This window comes from Burkholderia sp. YHN3-13, assembly GCF_055810675.1.
This window is the reverse complement of the sequence record NZ_JBVVNQ010000018.1, coordinates 39,585-58,484: the sequence shown is the minus strand read 5'-3', so window position 1 is coordinate 58,484 and position 18,900 is coordinate 39,585. Positions and strand designations below refer to the sequence as shown.

Here is an 18,900-nt window from a genome sequence, read left to right as displayed (position 1 = left end):
CGGCGGCGCGCCGGGCGGTTCCCGGTCAAGCCGCCTTCGGCGCTGCGCCGACGCGCCTTCCACCCCGCCCTGGCCCGCGTTGCGTCGCTTCAGCCGCCTTCCGCCGCCCGCAGCGCCTGCAGCGCGAGCCGCAGCGCGCCATGTGCGGAATCGTCGAGCGGCGCGCGCAGCCGCGCGGCATGGCGCGCCGGCACGGCCGGCGCGAGTGCATCCGCCAGCCCGCCGCACAGGGCGACCGGCAGCGCGTGCTGCGGATCGAGCGCGTCGATCATCTTGCCGATCTCGTCGCCGGCCTGCGCGATCAGCGCGCCCGCCACCGGATGCGTGCGGTGCGTGAACACGACCGGCGCGAGGCGCGCGTAGATCGTCTGGTTCGCATCGCACGACCACTGGACGAGCGCGTCGCGATCCTGCGCGCCCGTTTCCGCGAGCAGCGCATCGGCGAACGCATCGCGCGGCACGCGGCCGTCGAGCGCCTGTTGCGCGTATGCGAGCGCGCGCACGCCGAGCCACGCGCCACTCGCCTCGTCGCCGGACGGAAAGCCGAACCCGCCGGCGATCCGGCACGCGCCGCCCGCATCGAGCGCCGCCGCGATGCTGCCGGTGCCGAGCGCGACGATGAGCCCCGGCGCGCCGCCGTGCGCACCGACGACCGTCGTATATGCATCGCTCTCGATCGCGAGCGCGCCGAGCGGGGCCTGCGCCCGGAACGCCGCGAGCCACGCCGCATTGTTGACGCCCGCGAGCCCGCAGCCGAGCGCGCACTGCGACCAGTCGAACGCAAGGCCGGCCTGCGTGAACGCGTCCGCGCACGCCGCGCCGATCGACGCCCACGCGCGCTCGATGCCGAGCCCGAGCCCCGACGGGCCGCCGCGCCCCTGCGCGAGCTCGCGCCCGTGCCGGTCGGCCAGCACCGCGCGCGTGCCCGTGCCGCCGCCGTCGATGCCGATCGCAAAAAGTAATGCCGCCATGCCTTCATCCCGCTGATTCGAACAGGCGCCAAGCTTAACCGGATCGGCGCCGCGCGCCCATCTGCCGTTCGGCCGGCTATCCCGCAAAATGGGCTTCCGCTATGCTGGCACGATCGATTCGACACTGAAAACGAGGCAGACGATGTCGCAGCGGTGCAACTGGGTGAAGACGGAAGCGGACGCTCACTATCACGACACCGAGTGGGGCGTGCCGTCGCACGACGATCGCCACCTGTTCGAAATGCTGATCCTGGAAGGCGCGCAGGCCGGGCTGTCGTGGTCGACGATCCTGAACAAGCGCGCGGGGTATCGCGACGCGTTCGCCGAGTTCGACGTCGACGCCGTCGCGCGCTTCACGCCGAAGCGCATCGACAAGCTGCTGGAGAATCCGGGCATCGTGCGCAACCGCGCGAAGGTCGAATCGGCGGTCACCAATGCGCGCGCCGTGCAGCGCATCCGCGACGAACACGGCTCGCTCGCCGCATTCCTGTGGTCGTTCGTCGGCAATACGCCGATCCAGAATGCATGGCAGTCGTACCGCGACGCGCCCGCGTCGACCGAACAGTCCGACGCGCTCAGCAAGGCGCTGAAGGCATACGGCTGCAAGTTCGTCGGCTCGACGATCTGCTATGCACTGATGCAGGCAACCGGCATGGTCAACGATCACGAGATCGGCTGCCCGTGCCACGCGCGGTGCACGGCGCTCGGCCGGAAACAGCCGGCACGCAAGCGCAAGGCGGGCTGACCGCGCAGGCGCGGGCACCGGCGCCAGCCGGGCACCCGTCCTTCAACGCCGCCCGCGGCGACGGTGGCCACGGCGCCACCCGTCGCTTACCGCGCGGCGCGTGACGACGCCGGCACGGCCGACCGTGCGCTTCGCGCGGCCCGCACGCGTGCGCTGCGCTTCTTCACCCAGATGCAGATGCCCGTCACGCTCAGCATCGCGATGACGATGCCGAGCGCGCTGATCGCGACGCGGCCCGCGACGCCGGCGATCCGCCCCGAGTGCAGCGGAAACTGCGCCTGCATGAACAGGTCGCCGGCCGAGCCGCGGCCGGGCACCTGGGCGGCGACCGGCTTGCCCGTCACCGCATCCCAGTACAACCACGCGTTACCCAGCCCGACGTCCCCGTGGTCGTTGCCGGGCGTGAAGAACCCGACCGCATAGACGTTCATCGCCGGCGCGAACAGCAGCGCACCGGGCGGCGCGGTGATTCCCGCGTCGCGCCCGGCCGGGCGCGCGATCTCGACGATTCGCTCGCGCGGCAGCACGGTACTGCCCGGTGGAGCCGGCGGGAAACGCTCGGGATTCGTGTATGGCGTCTGCGCGAGCGGCGACAGCCGCGACACCAGCGGGCGCACGACCGGAACCGCGAGGTTCATCGAGATCGATGTGACCGCAACGACCAGCAGCAGCCCCCATACCCATACGGCGCCGGAGCGGTGCAGGTCGAATACGAGCGGATAGCCGCCGCGCCGCACGCGGAACGCGAACGACTTGCGCCAGCTCTTCAGGTTCGGGAACGCGAGCACGAGCGCGATCAGGCTGTCGATTGCCCACACGATACCGACGACGCCCATCACCCAGAACCCGAAGTTGATCCCGCCGTACTCGGGGAGGAACAGCGAGTAGTGCAGCCGGTAGATGAACGGCATCAGGTCGAGCCGCGCGAGCGACGGCGCGCCCCATTCGCGGCGGCCCTGCACCGCGCCGGTCGCGGGATCGACGGCGATCTGGCTGAAATCGATCGCGTACGGCCGGCCGGTCGCCGGGTCGGTGCGCGGTATCACGCCCGCCTGCAGCGTGTGCCCCGGCTCGACCGCGAGCGGCAGATAGGTCACCTGCACGCGCGGGTCGGCAGCCTCGATGCGCGTCGCCAGTTCGAGCGGCGCAAGCGGCGCGGCGCCGCTGCGCGCGACGTAGAAGTCGGGGTTCAACGCCGCGTCGAGCTCGTGGTCCCATGCGATCAGCGCGCCGGTGAGCCCCGCGACGAACAGGAACAGCGCGATGGCGAGCCCGAACCAGCGATGCAGGCGGACGAGAAACGGTCGCAGGAACGCATTCATCGCGTGCGCGGCGACAGGAAAACGGGCCGGCACAGGCGGCGGCCCCGGGTCGACGGGAGGAAGGTCATCTGATGTCAAACGCCGCGCAAGCGCCGGCCGGCCGCGCCAGGCGAGGCCGGATGCCCTTGTGCGCGGCCTGGAAATATTGCGCGTTCGGCGGGTCTTGATACGATGCGCGACATTTTAGCGCGATGCGAATGATTCTTACTCTCATTTTTGCTCACCCGCCATGACCGTCGGCTTCGCGCGACCGCCCGTCCGTCCACGCCGCGAGGCCGCCGCCCCCGCCTGCTTCGCCGCCTCGCTCGCGCATGCCGACGATTCGCCGGCGCGACGCCGCTGCGCGCGACCGGCGGCCTCGATGCGCCGGGCTGGCTCGCCATCGATGCGGGCGCACTCCCCGACGCAGGTCGGCCGCCACGCCTTGACGCCGCGCGCGCCAATCGGCAGCGTGCAGAACCGCCGTTACCGGGAATATCAGTACGCGGATAACCTGAAGCCGGGCGACCCGCGCACGGCTGGCCTGACCGCAAAAATCGACTTCCGGACGCCGCACCGGCCGGCCGCCAACCGCGGCCGCCCCGCGGTGAGCCTCGGGATTTTCCCGGACCCCAAAAGCAAAACGGCGGAGCGGCCTCTTTCGAGGCACACTCCGCCGTTTCGCGGCGAACCGTCAGACGCTCTTAGTGGAGCTTCTTCGGCAGCATCTGGCTGCGCAGACGCTTGTGCAGGCGCTTGACGGCTGCTGCCTTCTTGCGCTTGCGGACTGCGGTCGGCTTTTCGTAAGACTGGCGCTCACGCAGTTCAGCGATCAGGCCATTTTTTTCGATAGCGCGACGAAAGCGGCGAATCGCCACTTCGAACGGCTCGTTTTCTTTCAGAAGAATCGTCGTCATGTCGTTCCTAAATTGCTTAAACGGTCAAAAACGTAGCGGCCAAGCGCCACGCACCGGCCATCCGAGCGTCCCCACGAACAGGCGAAACGAGCGGAAATACGGCCTCGGAGGCCGGAAAAGAGAGGCGGAAAGCACCGCGAGTACGCTTCACAGCCGCGTGCAGCGCCGCGTTTGACTGCCAGCAGACATGCCGAAAACGGCAGAGGCGTGACAGAAATCTCAATTCAGCCCGCCATCATAGCAGGGAATCACAGACAAAACCATCCTTTTGTCGATCGCGGGCAAACGTTCCACCCAACCGGGCGGTGTTCCGCGCCCTGGCCACCACGCTGTCCGCCATGCCGGGCGAGCCTTCCCGGCGAAATCCCCTCTTCCGTCCCGAATTTCCTCAAACATCCCTCTAAAGTTTTCGCCGGGTGCCGCCGTCAACCAGGAAAGGCGGGCAGCGCCAGACGCGAAAAAGCGCAACGCCGAAATCAGAACCTGTCTGTATCTCAGGCATTTTCCAAAACGAGGAAGCAAATGCTGAACATCAACACCAACATCCTTTCGCTGACGACGCAGACGAATCTGTCGGGCTCGCAAAACGCGCTGTCGCAAGCGATCAACCGCCTGTCGTCCGGCAAGCGCGTCAACACGGCAGCCGACGACGCGGCAGGTCTCGCGATCTCGACGTCGCAAACGGCAGCGATCAACGCGCTGACCCAAGGCGTGTCGAACGCGAACAACGGCATCTCGATGATCCAGACGGCAGCCGGCGCGCTGCAGTCGACCGTCGACAACCTGCAGCGTATCCGTACGCTGGCAGTCGAAGCAGGCGACGGCTCGCTGGATTCGAACGCACGTGCGAACCTGCAGGCTGAAGTCACGACGCGTCTCGGCGAAATCGACCGCGTGGCAACGCAAACGTCGTTCAACGGCCAGACCATCCTGAGCGCAGCGGGCAACGTCACGTTCCAGGTCGGCGCGGCAGCCAACCAGACCGTGGCCGTCAACTTCGGCGCGACGGTGTGGACGAGCACGGGCGGCGGCCTGAGCCTGAGCGGCCTGACGGTCAGCGACCAGACGAGCGCACAGTCGGCCATCACGTCGATCGACGCGGCACTGAAGAACGTGAACACGTTCCAGGCAACGCTGGGTGCGGCACAAAACACGTTCCAGGCCGCGATCACGACGACGCAAACCCAGGCAACGAACATGAGCGCGGCGCGTTCGCAGATCACCGACGCGGACTTCGCGACGGAAACGGCGAACCTGAGCAAGGCGCAAGTGCTGCAGCAAGCCGGCATCTCGGTGCTCGCGCAAGCGAACTCGCTGCCGCAGCAAGTCCTGAAGCTCCTGCAGTAATCGGGAACACCCCGCGCCGGGCGAGCCGCCCGCGCGCACGGCGTCGTCCGCGTTGCGGCGCGCGACGGCGCCGGTTCGATTCGTCGGACCCGACACTCCAGGGAGGCATGCCTCCCTGCTTGCATTGAAACCGAAGTACGGCGACCCGCCGAAACGCGCGTCATCGCGCAAACGACTGGAGCACCCGCATGGCCACGACGAGCACGACGGATATCGGCAGCATCCTGGCGCAGGCCGGACAATCGATCATCAGCGGCGCGACCAATTCGACGCTCGACGTCAATTCGCTCGTCACGTCGCTGGTGCAGGCCAAGACCATCGGCCAGCAGACCACCCTCACGAACAAGCAGACGGCCGACAACACCGAACTGTCGGCGGTCGGCAAACTGAAATCCGCGCTGTCGGCGCTGCAGACCGCGATCACGGGCCTGTCGAACGGCACGACGCTGAGCGGCCTCGCGGCAACCGCGAGCGGCAACGGCATCACCGCGTCGGTCAAGAGCGGCGGCGGCGCGGTGGCCGGCTCGTACGCGGTCAACGTCACGCAGCTCGCCACCGCGAACAAGCTGTCGTCGGCCGGCATCACGTCCACGGACACGATCTCCGCCGGTTCGCTGAGCATCACGCTCGGCACCGGCACGGCCTTCAACGTCAACGTCGCGGCCGGTGCATCGCTGTCGGACATCGCGAAGTCGATCAACACGACGGCCGGCAACCCGGGCGTCACCGCGTCGGTCATCACCGGCTCGGACGGCCAGCATCTCGTGATCCAGTCGAACAACACCGGCGCGGCCAACACTGTGTCGGTGAGCGGCACCGGCGTCAATTCGAAGCTGACCTCGGGCTACACGACCGTGACGGCGGCCGCCGACGCGAAACTGACCGTCGACGGCACGCCGGTGACGAGCGCGTCCAACAGCGTGTCGGGCGTGCTGACGGGCGTCACGCTGAACCTGACGACGCAGGCGCTGAACACGACCCAGACGGTCACGCTGTCGCCCGACACGACGGCCACGACGACCGCGATCAACGCGTTCGTCAGCGCGTACAACACCTACGTGACGACCGCGCAGTCGCTGTCGTCGTACGATCCGAACACGTCGACGGCCGGCCCGCTGCTCGGCGATTCGATGCTGAACACGATCTCGAACGGACTCGCGACCGCGATCAGCGGCGGCGTCACGACGGGCGGCTCGACCTATTCGCTGGCGGCCATCGGCATCAGCCTGCAGGCGGACGGCACGCTGCAGGTGGACTCGAGCGCGCTGAACACCGCGCTCACGTCGAACAACCCGGCGGTCGGCGCACTGTTCAACACGACGAACGGTGTCGGCCAGACGCTCAACAACCTGGTCAGCAACTACACGCAGACCAACGGCCTGATCGACCAGCGCACCACCGCGATCAACGCGGACCTGAAGAGCCTGTCGGACCAGGCGACGCAACTGCAGAACTACTCGGCCCAGCTGACCACGCAGTACAACGCGCAGTTCACCGCGCTGAACAACCTGATGGCGACGATGGCGAACAACACGAAGTACCTGACCCAGCTGTTCGGCGGCACCAACAGCGCGGGTGCGCTCGCCACCAACAAGTAACGCGCCCTTCGCACGACACCGGACGACGACCATGACCATGACGACCGATGCCCTGAACCATGCGCTGCACCTGACCCAGGCGATGCAGTCGGCGAGCGCGTTGCGCGACTGGGAGCGCGTCGCCGCGCTGGCCGACGCGCGCTCTCCGCTGCTGATGAGCCTGGCGCCGGAGCAGACGCCGGCCGCGCTCGACACGATCCGCCGGATCATGGACATCGACGCATCGATCACACAGGACGCGCAGGCCGATCGCGACCGGCTCGCGCAGCAGTTCACCGCATCGCGCGAGCGGATCCGCGCCGCGAGCGCCTACCAGACGACCGGCATGCTGTAAGCCTGCGAACAACAACGCGCGCCGCCATCGAGCGGGCGCCGACGTCGTATCGTCGAGCCGCATGCGTGCGGCTCTTTTTTCGCCGGTTGACGGGGGAGAAAGGAAGCGCCTCACGCGCCCCCGGGCATCGCGCCTGCGCTAGTGCGCGGCGCGCGCCGCCTGTTCGACCGCCGCCGCATGCATCTGCGCGAACGCCGCTTCGAGGTGCCGGGCAAAGCGCGGCGCATCGCACAGCGGCGAGCGCAGCAGCCGCTCGCGCAGCCCGGCCCGCACGGCGGCCAGGCGCGGCAGGTCGTTCGCGAACGCGGCCGCCTTCGCGACGTAAGCGTCGTCGCCGTCCGCGATCCATTCCGGCATGCCGAGCGTGTGCAGGATGCTTTCGCCGATATGCGACAGGAAACGGTCGCCGCGCCGCGTGACGAACGGCGCGCCCATCCACAGCCCCTCCATGCTCGTCGTGCCGCCCGGATACGGGAACGGATCGAGCACGATGTCGATGTCGTTGAACGTACCGATATGCGCGAGCCGCTTCGAGCCGCCGCGCAGCAGCAGCCGTTCGGCGGGAATGCCGTGCGCGGCGAAGCGCGCGGCGAGACTCGTGCGCAGCGCCGCCTCGTCGAGCTGCGCCGACTTCAGCAGTAGGCGCGAGCCCGGCACCGCATGCAGCACGCGCGACCACAGCGCGACGACCGGCTCGCCGATCTTGTTCGCGTTGTTCAGGCAACCGAACGTCACGCACCCGTTTCCCTCGGCCGGCAGCGGCCCGACGTCGAGCGGCAGCGCGGGCGGCGTGAAGCACAGATAGCTGTCCGGCAGCCGCCACGGCCGTTCGACGAAATGCGCCGCCTCGTTGGGTGGAAGCACGTGGCGATCGCCGATCACGTAGTCGATCGCGGCGACGCCCGTCGTCGCGAAATAGCCGAGCCAGGTCGCCTGCACCGGCGCCGGCTTCCACGCGAACAGCGGCAGCCGGTTCGACGCCGTGTGACCGCTCAGGTCGACCAGCACGTCGATGCGGTCGGCCGCGATCAGGTCGGCGGCCGCACGGTCGTCGAGCGGCGTGAGGTCGCGCCACAGCGCGAAGTGGCGCTTGAGCGCCGCGGTCGTGTCGTCCTCGACCGGTTGCGTCGCGTAGGCCACCAGTTCGACGCGCGACCGATCGAGCGCCGCGACGACGCTCAGCAGGAAGACCGCGACCGGATGCGATTTCAGGTCGCCGGATACGAAGCCGACCCGCAACGCGCGCCCGTTCGCCGGCCGCGGCGCGTGACGATGCGGCGATGCCAGCGCCGCCATCTGCGCGCCGAACGCGCAGGCGCGTTCGCGCAGTTGCGCCGCCGACAGCCGGTCGGTGCCGGCGCCGTGGAACATGCGGCCCGAGTGCGCGTTGCGAAACGCCGGATCGAGCTCGAGCGCGCGGTCGTAGCTCGCGAGCCCGGCATCGATATGCCACAGCGCACAGAGGATGTCGCCCATCACCGCGTGCATCTGCGCGGTCGGGTTCGGCAACGACAGCGCGACGCGGCAACTGTCGAGCGCCTCGCGCCGCTTGCCCTGCCGCACGAGCGTCTGTGCCAGATGGTGATGCAGTTCGGCGCGATCGGGCGCGACAGCCAGCGCGCGCCGCAGGCTCGCCACCGCACCGTCGAGATCGCCCGCATGATCGAGCGCGGCCGCGAGGCCGAACAACCGGTCGACGTCGCCCGACTCCGCCGCGCACGCGAGGCTCGCGATCGCGGCGTCGAGTTCGCCGCGCTCCAGCAGCAGCATGCCCAGCGCGTGATGCGCGGCGTGCAGGCCCGGCTGCAGCGCAATCGCACGGCGGTAGTGCGCGATCGCGTCGTCGTGCCGATGCTGCGCGCCGCACACGTTGCCCAGGTTGAAACACGCTTCCGCATAGGCGGGATCGAGCGCGAGCGCCTTCTCGTACGCGCGCGCCGCGGCATCCGCTTCGCCCTTGTCCCGCAGCGCGTTGCCGAGGTTGTTGTAGGCCGGCGCATAGTCGGGCCGCAGCGCGAGCGCCTGCGCGCAGCTCAGCATCGCGGCGTCGGCGTCGCCCGCCTCGTGCAGCGCGTTGCCGAGGTTGCTGTGCGCTTCCGCATAACCGGGCGCGAGCGCGATCGCGCGGCGATAGGCGCCGATCGCGTCGTCGAGCCGACCGTGCGCGCGCAGCATGTTGCCGAGGTTGTTCAGGTAGACGGGATCGGCACGCAGCGCGATCGCGCGCTCCATCAGCGCGAGGCCGGCCGGAAACTGGCCGAGCTGGCATGCGAGGAGCCCGAGGAAATGCGTCGCGTCCGGCTGGTCGGGCGCGTCGCGGCGAATCGCCTCGTACAGCACGCGCGCATCGTCGAGACGCCCGGCCTGATGGTGCGCGAGCGCCGCGTTCAACCGTTCCGCGACGAGGCCCGTCATGCGCGCGGCTCCGTCGTCTCGCCGGCCGCGTAGCGATCCCACATCCCGTGGAACGCGTCCTCGAGATTGCGCGCGAACCGCGCGGCATCGCACAGCGGCGACGCGAGCGTGCGTTCGCGCAACGTCGCGCGCAACGCAGCCAGCCCGTCGCGATCCTGCGCGAACGCGACGGCCTTGGCGAGATACGACGCTTCGCCGTCGGCGATCCAGTCGCCCATCCCGGCCGCATGCAGCAGACTCTCGCAGATGTGCGTGACGAAGCGCCCGCCCTTCATGCCGATCACCGGCACGCCCATCCACAGCGCTTCGGCCGTCGTCGTGCCGCCCGGATACGGGAACGGGCTCAGCGCGATGTCGATCCGGTTGTACGCGGCGAAGTATTCCGCGCGCGGCGACCCGCCTTCGAGGATCAGCCGGCTCGCGTCGATGCCGTGCCGCGCGAAGCGCGCGCGCGTCGCCGCATTCAGGTCGCCCGCGCCGAGTTCGTGCGCCTTCAGCAGCAGGCGTGCATCGGGAAGCGCCTGCAGCAGCCGCGACCACAGCGCGACGACGTCGTCGCTGATCTTGGTGAGCTTGCCGAAGCAGCCGAACGTCACGCCGCCGTTCGCGACCATCGGCAACGGGCCGACCGGCACGTCGTAGGCCGGCGGCGTGAAGCACAGGTAGCTGTCCGGCAGCCGCCACGGCGCCTCGACGAAGTGCTCGGCCTCGTCGGCCGGCAGCGTGTACGCATCGCCGACGAAATAGTCGACCGCGCGCACCCCCGTCGTCGCGAAGAAGCCGAGCCAGCTTGCCTGCACCGGCGCGGGCCGGTGCGCGAAGATCGGCAGCCCGCTCCAGTTCGTGTGCCCGGCGAGGTCGACGAGCACGTCGATGCCGTCGTCGCGAATCATCCGCGCTGCCTGGTCGCGGTTCATGCAGGTCAGTTTCTTCCAGCTCGCGAAGCCCGACTTCAGCCGCGCCGTCACGTCGTCCTCGACCACGAAGGTCACGTACGCATGCGGCTCGATGCGCGTGCGATCGAGATGCGCGAGCACGCTTTCGAGGAAGATGCCGACCGGATGCTGGCGCAGGTCGCCCGACACGAAGCCGACCCGCAGCGGGCGGCCGCGCGCGTCTCGCACGCGCCGGGCGCGATCGTGCTCGAACGGCTGCACGTCGCGCGCCAGGCGTTCGCCGTAGCGGTGCGCCTCGACCACCCAGTCCCGCGGCTCGAACGCCGCCGAGCTCGACATGTTGAACAGCAGGCGCGCATAGGCGCGATGCGGGTCGTGCTCGATCGCCTCGCGAAAGGCCGCGACGGCGCCCGCGAAGTCGCGCTTCGCCCAGCGGATGTCGCCGAGCGTCAGCTGGATTTTCACCGGATCGATGCCGAGCGCCTGTGCGATCCGGTATTCGTCCATCGCCTCGTCGAGCTTGTCGAGGCGGAACAGCGCGGCGGCGAGGTTGTGGTGCGCATCGGCGTCGTCCGGGTTCAGGTCGATCGCGTGGCGATGGCTCAACTCCGCGGCCGCCATCCGGTCGAGGTTGTGATACGCGAGGCCGAGAAAGTTGTACGCGTCCGCCAGCTCGGGATCGAGCTCGATCGCGCGCCGGCACAGGTGCACGGACGCCTCGTATTCGCCCTGCTGGCAACGCAGCTCGCCGAGCCGCGCCCAGGCCGGCGCGTAGCGCGGATCGATCTCGCGCGCGCGTTCGAACAACTGGGCGGCGCCGTCGAAATCGTTGATGCTGCGCAACGAGATGCCGAGCGCGCAATGGGCTTCGGCATCGTCCGGCTCGAGTCCCGCGCGTGCATGCGCGAGCGCGCCGTCGAAATCGCCGGTCGCCCGCAGCGCGGCACCCAACCCGCGTTGCGCGACGCGCAGCGCGGGATTCAGTTCGAGCGCGCGGCGGTAGTGCGCGATCGCTTCCGTGTGCTTGTCCTGCGCGCGCAGCACGTGGCCGAGGTTGCTGTGCGCTTCCGCATACGCGGTGTGGAACGCGATCGCCTTGCCGTAACTGGCCGCCGCCGCGTCGAGTTCACCAAGATCCTGCAAGACGTTGCCGAGGTTGTTGTACGCCTCCGCGTAACCGGGCCGCAGCTCGATCGCGCGCGAACAGCTCGCCATCGCCTCGGCCGGCACCCGCGCGTCGCGCAGCGCGTTGCCGAGGTTGTTGTGCGCTTCCGGAAACTCGGGGCGCAGCGCCACCGCGCGGCGGTAATGTGCGATCGCGTCGTCGAGCCGGCCGCATTCGCGCAGCATGTTGCCGAGGTTGTTGAAGTACGATGCGTCCGGTCGCGCCGCGAGCGAGCGCTCCATCAGCGCGAGGCCCGCATCGTACTGCTTCAGCTGGCAGGCAAGCAGGCCGAGGAAATGCATCGCGTCGGGCTGGCCCGGCTGCGCCGTGAGGATCGCGTCGTACAGCGTCTTCGCTTCCGCGAGACGGCCGGCCTGGTGATGCGCCAGCGCGCGTTGCAGGGTGTCGTTGATGTCGTTCATGCTGCGTGTGCCGTTTCCGTATAGCGTGCCCACATGCCGTGGAATGCGTCTTCGAGATGATGTGCGAAACGCGCCGCGTCGCACAGCGGCGACGCGAGCAGCGTGGCGCGCAAATCCGCGCGCAGCGCCGCCAGGCGCGCCCCGTCGGCGGCGGCCGCCACCGCCTTCGCGACATAGTCGTCTTCGTCGCCGGCGATCCAGTCGTTCATGCCGGCCGCGTGCAGCAGGCTCTCGCAGATGTGCGTGACGAAGCGCGTGCCCCGCATGCCGAGGACCGGCACGCCCATCCACAGCGCCTCGGCCGTCGTCGTGCCGCCCGGGTACGGGAACGGGCTCAGCGCGATGTCGATCCGGTTGTACGCGGCGAAATAGTCGGCACGCGGCGACGCGGGTTCGAACGCGAGCCGGCTCGCGTCGATCCCGTGCCGCGCGAACCGCGCGGCGGTCGCGTCGCGCACGGCCGCGTGCTCGAGTTCGCGCGCCTTCAGCAGCAGCCGGGCCGACGGCAGCGCGTGCAGCACGCGCGACCACACGCGCACGACGTCGTCGCCGAGCTTCACCAGCTTGCCGAAACAGCCGAACGTTACGCCGCCGTTCGCGGCCATCGGCAGCGGGCCGACCGGCACGTCGTCGGCCGGCGGCGTGAAGCACAGGTAGCTGTCCGGCAGCCGCCACGGCGCCTCGACGAAATGACGGGCTTCGCTTTCCGGCAACGTGTACGCGTCGCCGATGAAGTAGTCGATCGCATCGCACCCCGTCGACGCGAAGAAGCCGAGCCAGCTCGCTTGCACCGGCGCGGGCTTCCAGCCGAATACGGCCAGGCCGCTCGCCTGCGTGTGGCCCGCGAGGTCGACGAGCACGTCGATGCCGTCGTCGTGAATCGTGCGCGCGGCCGCCTGCGGATCGAGCGCGGCGATCGAGCGCCAGTCGGCCGCATGCGGCTTGAGCCGCGCGGTGACCGCGTCTTCCTCGTCCGACGTCGCATAGACGTGCGGTGCGACGCGCGTGCGATCGAGATGCGCGAACACGCTTTCGAGAAAGATCCCGACCGGATGCAGGCGCAGGTCGCCCGACACGAAGCCGACGCGCAGCGGGCGGTGCCGCGCGCGCGCCGCACGTTCGCTTACGTCGTGCGGATAACGCGTCGAACGGGCCGCCAGATGCCGGCCGTAGCGGCGCGCGTCGTTCAGGTAATCGGCGGGCGGCACGCTCGCCGACGCGGCCGACGCGAACAGCAGGCGGCTCAGTACGTCGGCCGCGCCGTCGTCCGCGTCGTCGCGCACCAGCGCCAGCGCGTCCCGGTACGCGGGCACGGCGGCGTCGACGTTACCCTGGCCGCGCAGGATGTCGCCCAGATTCACGTGCATCGCCGCGCTCGGGCGGCCAGCCGACAGCGCCTGCCGGCAATACGCGAGCGCGTCGTCGTGCCGCTCGCGCTTGAGCAGCACGACCGACAGGTTGTGGGCGGCGCCGGCATCGGCCGGGTTCAGCGCGAGCGCGGTGCGGTAGCTCGCGTCCGCCGCGTCGAGATCGTTCAGGCCGTGATACGCATTGCCGGCATGGTTGTGCGCATCGGCGAGACCGGGCGCCAGCCGGATCGCATGCCGCGCATGCCGCAACGCCTCCGCGTAACGCGCCTGGCGGCGCAACACGCCGCTCAGGTTCGCATGCGCGACCGCCATCGACGGATCGTGTTCCAGTGCGCGCCCATAGTGCGACGCGGCGCCGTCGAGGTCGCCCGCATCGCGCAGCACGCCGGCCAGGTTGTTGTGCAGGTCCGCATCGCCAGGTTCGGCCGCGACGGCGGCACGCAGCACCCGCGCGGCTTCGCCGAGTTCGCCGAGCGCCCACAGCGACAGGCCGAGGCCGTGACGCGCGGCCGGCAGCGCAGGGCTCAGTTCGAGTGCGCGGCGGTAGTGCGCGATCGCTTCCGTGTGCTTGTCCTGCGCGCGCAGCACGTTGCCGAGGTTGCTGTGCGCTTCCGCATACGCGGTGTGGAACGCGATCGCCTTGCCGTAACTGGCCGCCGCCGCGTCGAGTTCACCGAGATCCTGCAGCACGTTGCCGAGGTTGTTGTACGCCTCCGCGTAACCGGGCCGCAGCTCGATCGCGCGCGTACAGCTCGCCATCGCCTCGGCCGGCACCCGCGCGTCGCGCAGCGCGTTGCCGAGGTTGTTGTGCGCTTCCGGAAACTCGGGGCGCAGCGCCACCGCGCGGCGGTAATGCGCGATCGCGTCGTCGAGCCGGCCGCATTCGCGCAGCATGTTGCCGAGGTTGTTGAAGTACGACGCGTCCGGCCGCGCCGCGAGCGAGCGCTCCATCAGCGCGAGGCCCGCGTCGTACTGCTTCAGCTGGCAGGCGAGCAGGCCGAGGAAATGCATCGCGTCGGGCTGGCCCGGCTGCGCCGTGAGGATCGCGTCGTACAGCGTCTTCGCTTCCACGAGACGGCCGGCCTGGTGATGCGCGAGTGCCGCCTGCAGTTGCGGTCCGATCGACTCCATCGCGTGGGCCGCTCAATACGGATGCGGTTCGCGCCCGAAGTCGATCAGCCGGCCTTCGTGCTCGATCATCACGGCCGCGGCCGCGATCCCCTCGCGCGACATCTCGGCGACGATGTCGCGTGCGCGCCATTGCGTCGGGATGATGATCACGTCGGCCGGCGCCGCTTTCAGCGCGTCGCGGTATTCGATCTTCTGGCCCGTGCCCGGCACGTAGGTGCCGACCTTGTCGGGATCGGAATCGACGACGAGCGGAAAGCGCGCGGCGTCGGCATCGAAGTGATGGATGAACGCGGCGGCCTTGCCGGTACCGCCCCAGATCGCGACACGCCGCCCCGATTCGGCCAGCGCCGCGAGCTGCCCGGCGATCGCCGCGCGGTGCTCGACCGTGCGGGCCGCGAAATGCGTCGACGCATCGGCACGTTTGCGCGCCTGCTCGGGCACGCCGAGCCGCACCAGCGCATAGACGACTTCGCCGTCGTAGCCGTGCGCGAGCGTGACGACCTCGCCCGCGCGCGCCATCAGCGTGCGGAACGACTCCGTCGTGAACTGCGACACGTGCTCGTAGAAGAAATCGGCGAGGCGTTCGGTCTCGAACACGCGATCGATGCACGGCACTTCCGCGAACAGCCAGCAGGCGTTCGGCTGGCGCGCGGCGCCCCATGCGAGCTGCTCGACGAGCTTCGCGGGTTCGGTCAGGTGTTCGAGCACGTGGCGGATGACGATCGCATCGGGCCGGAAGGCCGGCATGTCGGCGAGCGGCTCGAACAGCCGCGCATGGAACTCGATGCCGTGGCCGGTGCCCGCGCTCGCGTTCGGATCGAAGCCGGCGAAGCGGCCGCCGCGGCTCGCTTCGGCGAGCCCGCGCACGAAATGCCCTTCGCCGCAGCCGATCTCGACGACGGCCGGTTCGGCCGGCAGCGCGCCGAGCAGCAGGTCGCGCGTGGCCGCGAGATGGCCCTTCCAGATCCCGCCGCTGTTGAACATCCGGTTCGGGTTGCTCTGATACGGAATCGCATCGTAGCTGAAGCGGTGGTTCCACACGTGCGAGCACCGCGGGCACTGGACGAAGTCGAGCACATGGCGCGGCAGCCGGCGGGCCGCTTCGGCGGACGCGGGCCAGGCAAGCGTCGCGAGCGTGTGCTCGCCGGCCGGGAAGAACGGCGCGGCAACGGTATGCGCGCAAACGGGGCAGGTGGCGTCGATCAGTTCGGGGGTCATGCATTCACCTGTTTGCGGAAATAGGCGATCGTTTCCTTCAGGCCGTCCTCGAGCGCGACGCCGGGCTGCCAGTCGAGGCGCTGACGCGCACGACCGATGTCGGGGCGGCGCTGCAGCGGATCGTCGGCGGGCAGCGGGCGATATTCGATGCGGCTTTTCGAACCCGTGAGCCGCAGCACGCATTCGGCCAGCTCGCGGATCGTGATCTCGCTCGGATTGCCGAGGTTCATCGGGCCGGTGTCGTCGTTCTGATCCATCATGCGCAGCAGGCCTTCGACGAGATCGTCGACGTAGCAGAACGAGCGCGTCTGGCTACCGTCGCCGTACAGCGTGATCGGTTCGCCGCGCAGCGCCTGCATGATGAAGTTCGACACGACGCGCCCGTCGTCGGCGCGCATGCGCGGGCCGTAGGTGTTGAAGATCCGCACCACGCGGATGTCGACGCCGTGCTGCCGGTGATAGTCGAAGAACAGCGTCTCGGCGCAGCGCTTGCCTTCGTCGTAGCACGCGCGCGGCCCGTTCGGATTGACGTTGCCCCAGTAGCTTTCCTGCTGAGGATGCTGCTGCGCGTCGCCGTACACCTCGCTCGTCGACGCCTGCAGGATGCGGGCGCCGCAGCGCTTCGCGAGGCCGAGCATGTTGATCGCGCCGAGCACGGCCGTCTTCACCGTCGACACGGGATCGCTCTGGTAGTGCACCGGGCTCGCCGGGCACGCCATGTTGAATACGCGGTCGGCTTCGACGTACAGCGGCAGCCACACGTCGTGGCGGATCAGCTCGAAATTGACGTGCCCGATCAGGTGCGCGACGTTGTGCTTGCTGCCCGTGTAGAAGTTGTCGACGCACATCACGTCGTAGCCGGCGCCGACGAGGCGCTCGCACAGGTGCGAGCCGAGAAAACCCGCACCGCCGGTGACGAGCACGGACCGGCCGTTCACGACGCGGCTCCCGGCGCGGCCTCGACGTGGCGCGCCCACATCGCGTGCAGCGCGTCCTCGAAATGGCGCGCGAAGCGGGGCGCGTCGCACAGCGGCGCGGCGAGCACCTGCGCGCGCAACGTCGTGCGCAGCACGGCCAGCTCGGCCGGATTGCGCGCGAACGCGACGGCTTTCGCGACGTACGCATCGTCATCGTCGTCGGCGATCCATTCCGGCAAGCGCGCCGCGTGCAGCAGGCTTTCGCAGATGTGCGACAGGAACCGCGCGCCGCGGCGGCCGAGCACCGGCACGCCCATCCACAGCGCTTCGGCCGTCGTCGTGCCGCCCGGGTACGGGAACGGACTCAGCATCAGGTCGACGCGCCGGTACGCGGCGAGGTATTCGTCGCGCGGCGAGCGGCCTTCGAACAGCAGGCGCGCCGCGCCGATGCCGTGCGCCGCGAAGCGGGCCGACAGCGCGTCCTGCTCGCGCGGGTCGTCCAGATGCGGCGCCTTCACGAACAGCTTCGCGTTCGGCACGTCGGCCAGCACGCGCGACCACACCGCGATCACGCGGTCGGTGAGCTTCGCGAGCTTGCCGAAATAGCCGAAGGTCGGATAACCGTTCGCGAGCATCGGCAGCGGGCCGGCGTCGAGCTCGACGGCCGGCGGCGTGAAGCACAGGTAGCTGTCGGGCAAATGCCATGCGCGCTCGACGAAATGCGCGGCCTCGTCGTCCGGCATCACGTGGCGGTCGCCGAGCACGTAGTCGATCGCGCGCATGCCGGTGCTCGCGAAATAGCCGGGCCAGCTCACCTGCAGCGGCGCGGGCTTCCACGCGAACAGCGGCAGGCGGTTGTGGATCGTGTGGCCCGACGCATCGATCAGCACGTCGATGCGGTCGTCGCGGATCCGGGCGGCCGCGGCGGCGTCGCCGAGGCCCGCGAGGCGGGTCCACGACGCGAAGCGCTGCTTGAGGCGCGCGGTGACGTCGTCCTCGACGTCGCGCGTCGGGTACGCATGCAGCTCGACACGCGCGCCGTTCAGGTGCGCGAGCATCCCTTCGATGAAATAGCCGACCGGATGCGACTTCAGGTCGCCCGATACGATGCCGACGCGCAGCGGCCGGCCGATGCGCGCGGTCAGGTCGACGAGCCAGGTCGACCACGGTTGCGCGCGGCCGGTGACGAGCGCGTCGAAGCGGGCCGCTTCGTCGAGATACGCCTGCTGGTCGAACGCATCGCTGTAGTGGTACGCGAACAGCAGGTTGCTGCGCGGCTCGGGCAGCTCGGGGCGCAGCGCGACCGCGTGCTGGTACGCCTCGAGCGCGGCCGGAATCTCGTTCAGGTCGAGCAGCGCATTGCCGAGATTGTTGTACGCCTGCCCGTGGTCGGGCTGCAGCGCGATCGCCTGGCAGAACGCGTCGACGGCCGCGCGCGCATTGCCCGCCAGCCGCTGCGCGTTGCCGAGGTTGTTGTGCGCGTCGACGTAGTCGGGCCGCAGCTCGATCGCGAGGCGGAAACACTCGGCGGCCGCGGCCGGGCGGTTGTGCGCCTGCATCACGTTGCCGAGGTTGTAGTAGTAGATCGCGTCGGGCTTGATCTCGATCGCCGCCATGATCAGTTCGGACGCCTCCTGATAGCGCCCGTACTGGTGACCGATCAGGCCAAGCAGGTGCAGCGCGTCCGCGTGCCGGGGGTCGGCGTCGAGGAGTTGCCGGTACAGCGTCTCGGCTTCTTCGAGGCGGTCGGCCTGGTGCAGCGCCAGCGCCGCTTCGATCGTGGCGACGGGGGAGTCGGGCAGCGTGAGATCAGTCATCGTGGTAAGCCAGCCTGGGTTCGATAGGGGCGCGCGCACCGGCGCGCGGGCCGGCACGTGATCGCGAAGGCACGCCCGGGCGGATACCGGTCGGCATGCGGGCGGACGGCCTTCGACATGCCAGCATTCTCGGCGCGCGCCTGTCGTTCCAATCGGCGGAGCAGGTGCCGGATTTGGTCGCTTTTCATGTGACCGCGCGGGTGCCGGCATGACGCCGGTCAAGGTTGCGGCTCGAGCGGCGCGGAACGCGGATCGTCGGCCGAGACGGCATGCCGCGCATGGGTGCCGAATCGCGCCGGGCCGCGCCGGATAACGGTTTTCGGCATTGCGGCGGCA

13 protein-coding genes are annotated in these 18,900 nt (G+C 69.6%); 4 read left to right on the top strand and 9 right to left on the bottom strand.

What is annotated here, in order from left to right:
• Positions 1 to 89: 89 nt before the first annotated feature.
• Complete coding sequence (locus tag AC0KUR_RS30110; RefSeq protein WP_034188091.1) at positions 90 to 971, bottom strand: glucosamine kinase nucleotide-binding domain-containing protein; 882 nt, start codon at positions 969 to 971, stop codon at positions 90 to 92.
• A gap of 142 nt (positions 972 to 1,113) precedes the next feature.
• Between AC0KUR_RS30110 and AC0KUR_RS30105 the strand changes: the two genes are divergently transcribed.
• Complete coding sequence (locus tag AC0KUR_RS30105) at positions 1,114 to 1,716, top strand: DNA-3-methyladenine glycosylase I (protein WP_473376789.1); 603 nt, start codon at positions 1,114 to 1,116, stop codon at positions 1,714 to 1,716.
• Between the two features lie 86 nt (positions 1,717 to 1,802).
• Here the strand turns inward: AC0KUR_RS30105 and AC0KUR_RS30100 are convergent, their stop codons facing one another.
• Entirely contained in the window at positions 1,803 to 3,038 is a 1,236-nt protein-coding gene (locus AC0KUR_RS30100) for a PepSY-associated TM helix domain-containing protein (RefSeq protein WP_034188093.1), read from the bottom strand.
• 683 nt (positions 3,039 to 3,721) lie between these two features.
• A complete protein-coding gene (gene rpsU / locus AC0KUR_RS30095; RefSeq protein ID WP_006401410.1) occupies positions 3,722 to 3,934 on the bottom strand; it encodes a 30S ribosomal protein S21 in 213 nt (70 codons plus the stop codon).
• A gap of 522 nt (positions 3,935 to 4,456) precedes the next feature.
• Here rpsU and AC0KUR_RS30090 point away from each other — a divergent pair.
• The 3 genes from AC0KUR_RS30090 (at position 4,457) to AC0KUR_RS30080 (ending at position 7,213) form a co-directional block, all read left to right on the top strand.
• Positions 4,457 to 5,281, top strand: a complete 825-nt coding sequence (locus AC0KUR_RS30090; protein WP_034188094.1) for a flagellin domain-containing protein — start codon at positions 4,457 to 4,459, stop codon at positions 5,279 to 5,281.
• A gap of 188 nt (positions 5,282 to 5,469) precedes the next feature.
• Positions 5,470 to 6,879, top strand: a complete 1,410-nt coding sequence (fliD, locus tag AC0KUR_RS30085) for a flagellar filament capping protein FliD (protein ID WP_124671327.1) — start codon at positions 5,470 to 5,472, stop codon at positions 6,877 to 6,879.
• Between the two features lie 37 nt (positions 6,880 to 6,916).
• Positions 6,917 to 7,213, top strand: coding sequence for a flagellar protein FliT (locus tag AC0KUR_RS30080; RefSeq protein WP_059559395.1), 297 nt, complete (start codon positions 6,917 to 6,919; stop codon positions 7,211 to 7,213).
• Between the two features lie 138 nt (positions 7,214 to 7,351).
• On the opposite strand, the gene AC0KUR_RS30075 is transcribed toward AC0KUR_RS30080, so the two are convergent.
• Genes AC0KUR_RS30075 through AC0KUR_RS30050 form a run of 6 tightly spaced genes read right to left on the bottom strand, consistent with a single transcriptional unit; the run spans position 7,352 to position 18,564 of the window.
• A complete protein-coding gene (locus AC0KUR_RS30075; protein ID WP_473376788.1) occupies positions 7,352 to 9,628 on the bottom strand; it encodes an O-linked N-acetylglucosamine transferase, SPINDLY family protein in 2,277 nt (758 codons plus the stop codon).
• Positions 9,625 to 12,111, bottom strand: coding sequence for a tetratricopeptide repeat protein (locus AC0KUR_RS30070; RefSeq protein ID WP_473376787.1), 2,487 nt, complete (start codon positions 12,109 to 12,111; stop codon positions 9,625 to 9,627). The genes AC0KUR_RS30075 and AC0KUR_RS30070 overlap by 4 nt, the downstream gene beginning before the upstream one ends.
• Positions 12,108 to 14,612, bottom strand: coding sequence for a tetratricopeptide repeat protein (locus AC0KUR_RS30065; RefSeq protein ID WP_473376786.1), 2,505 nt, complete (start codon positions 14,610 to 14,612; stop codon positions 12,108 to 12,110). The genes AC0KUR_RS30070 and AC0KUR_RS30065 overlap by 4 nt, the downstream gene beginning before the upstream one ends.
• A gap of 12 nt (positions 14,613 to 14,624) precedes the next feature.
• On the bottom strand, positions 14,625 to 15,830 hold the full coding sequence (locus AC0KUR_RS30060; protein ID WP_034188099.1) for a class I SAM-dependent methyltransferase: 1,206 nt from the start codon (positions 15,828 to 15,830) through the stop codon (positions 14,625 to 14,627).
• Positions 15,827 to 16,768 carry a UDP-glucuronic acid decarboxylase family protein gene (locus AC0KUR_RS30055; RefSeq protein WP_175028446.1) on the bottom strand — a complete coding sequence of 314 codons (942 nt, stop codon included), beginning with the start codon at positions 16,766 to 16,768 and terminating at the stop codon, positions 15,827 to 15,829. The genes AC0KUR_RS30060 and AC0KUR_RS30055 overlap by 4 nt, the downstream gene beginning before the upstream one ends.
• Entirely contained in the window at positions 16,765 to 18,564 is a 1,800-nt protein-coding gene (locus tag AC0KUR_RS30050) for an O-linked N-acetylglucosamine transferase, SPINDLY family protein (protein ID WP_069705882.1), read from the bottom strand. The genes AC0KUR_RS30055 and AC0KUR_RS30050 overlap by 4 nt, the downstream gene beginning before the upstream one ends.
• Between the last annotated feature and the right edge of the window lie 336 nt (positions 18,565 to 18,900).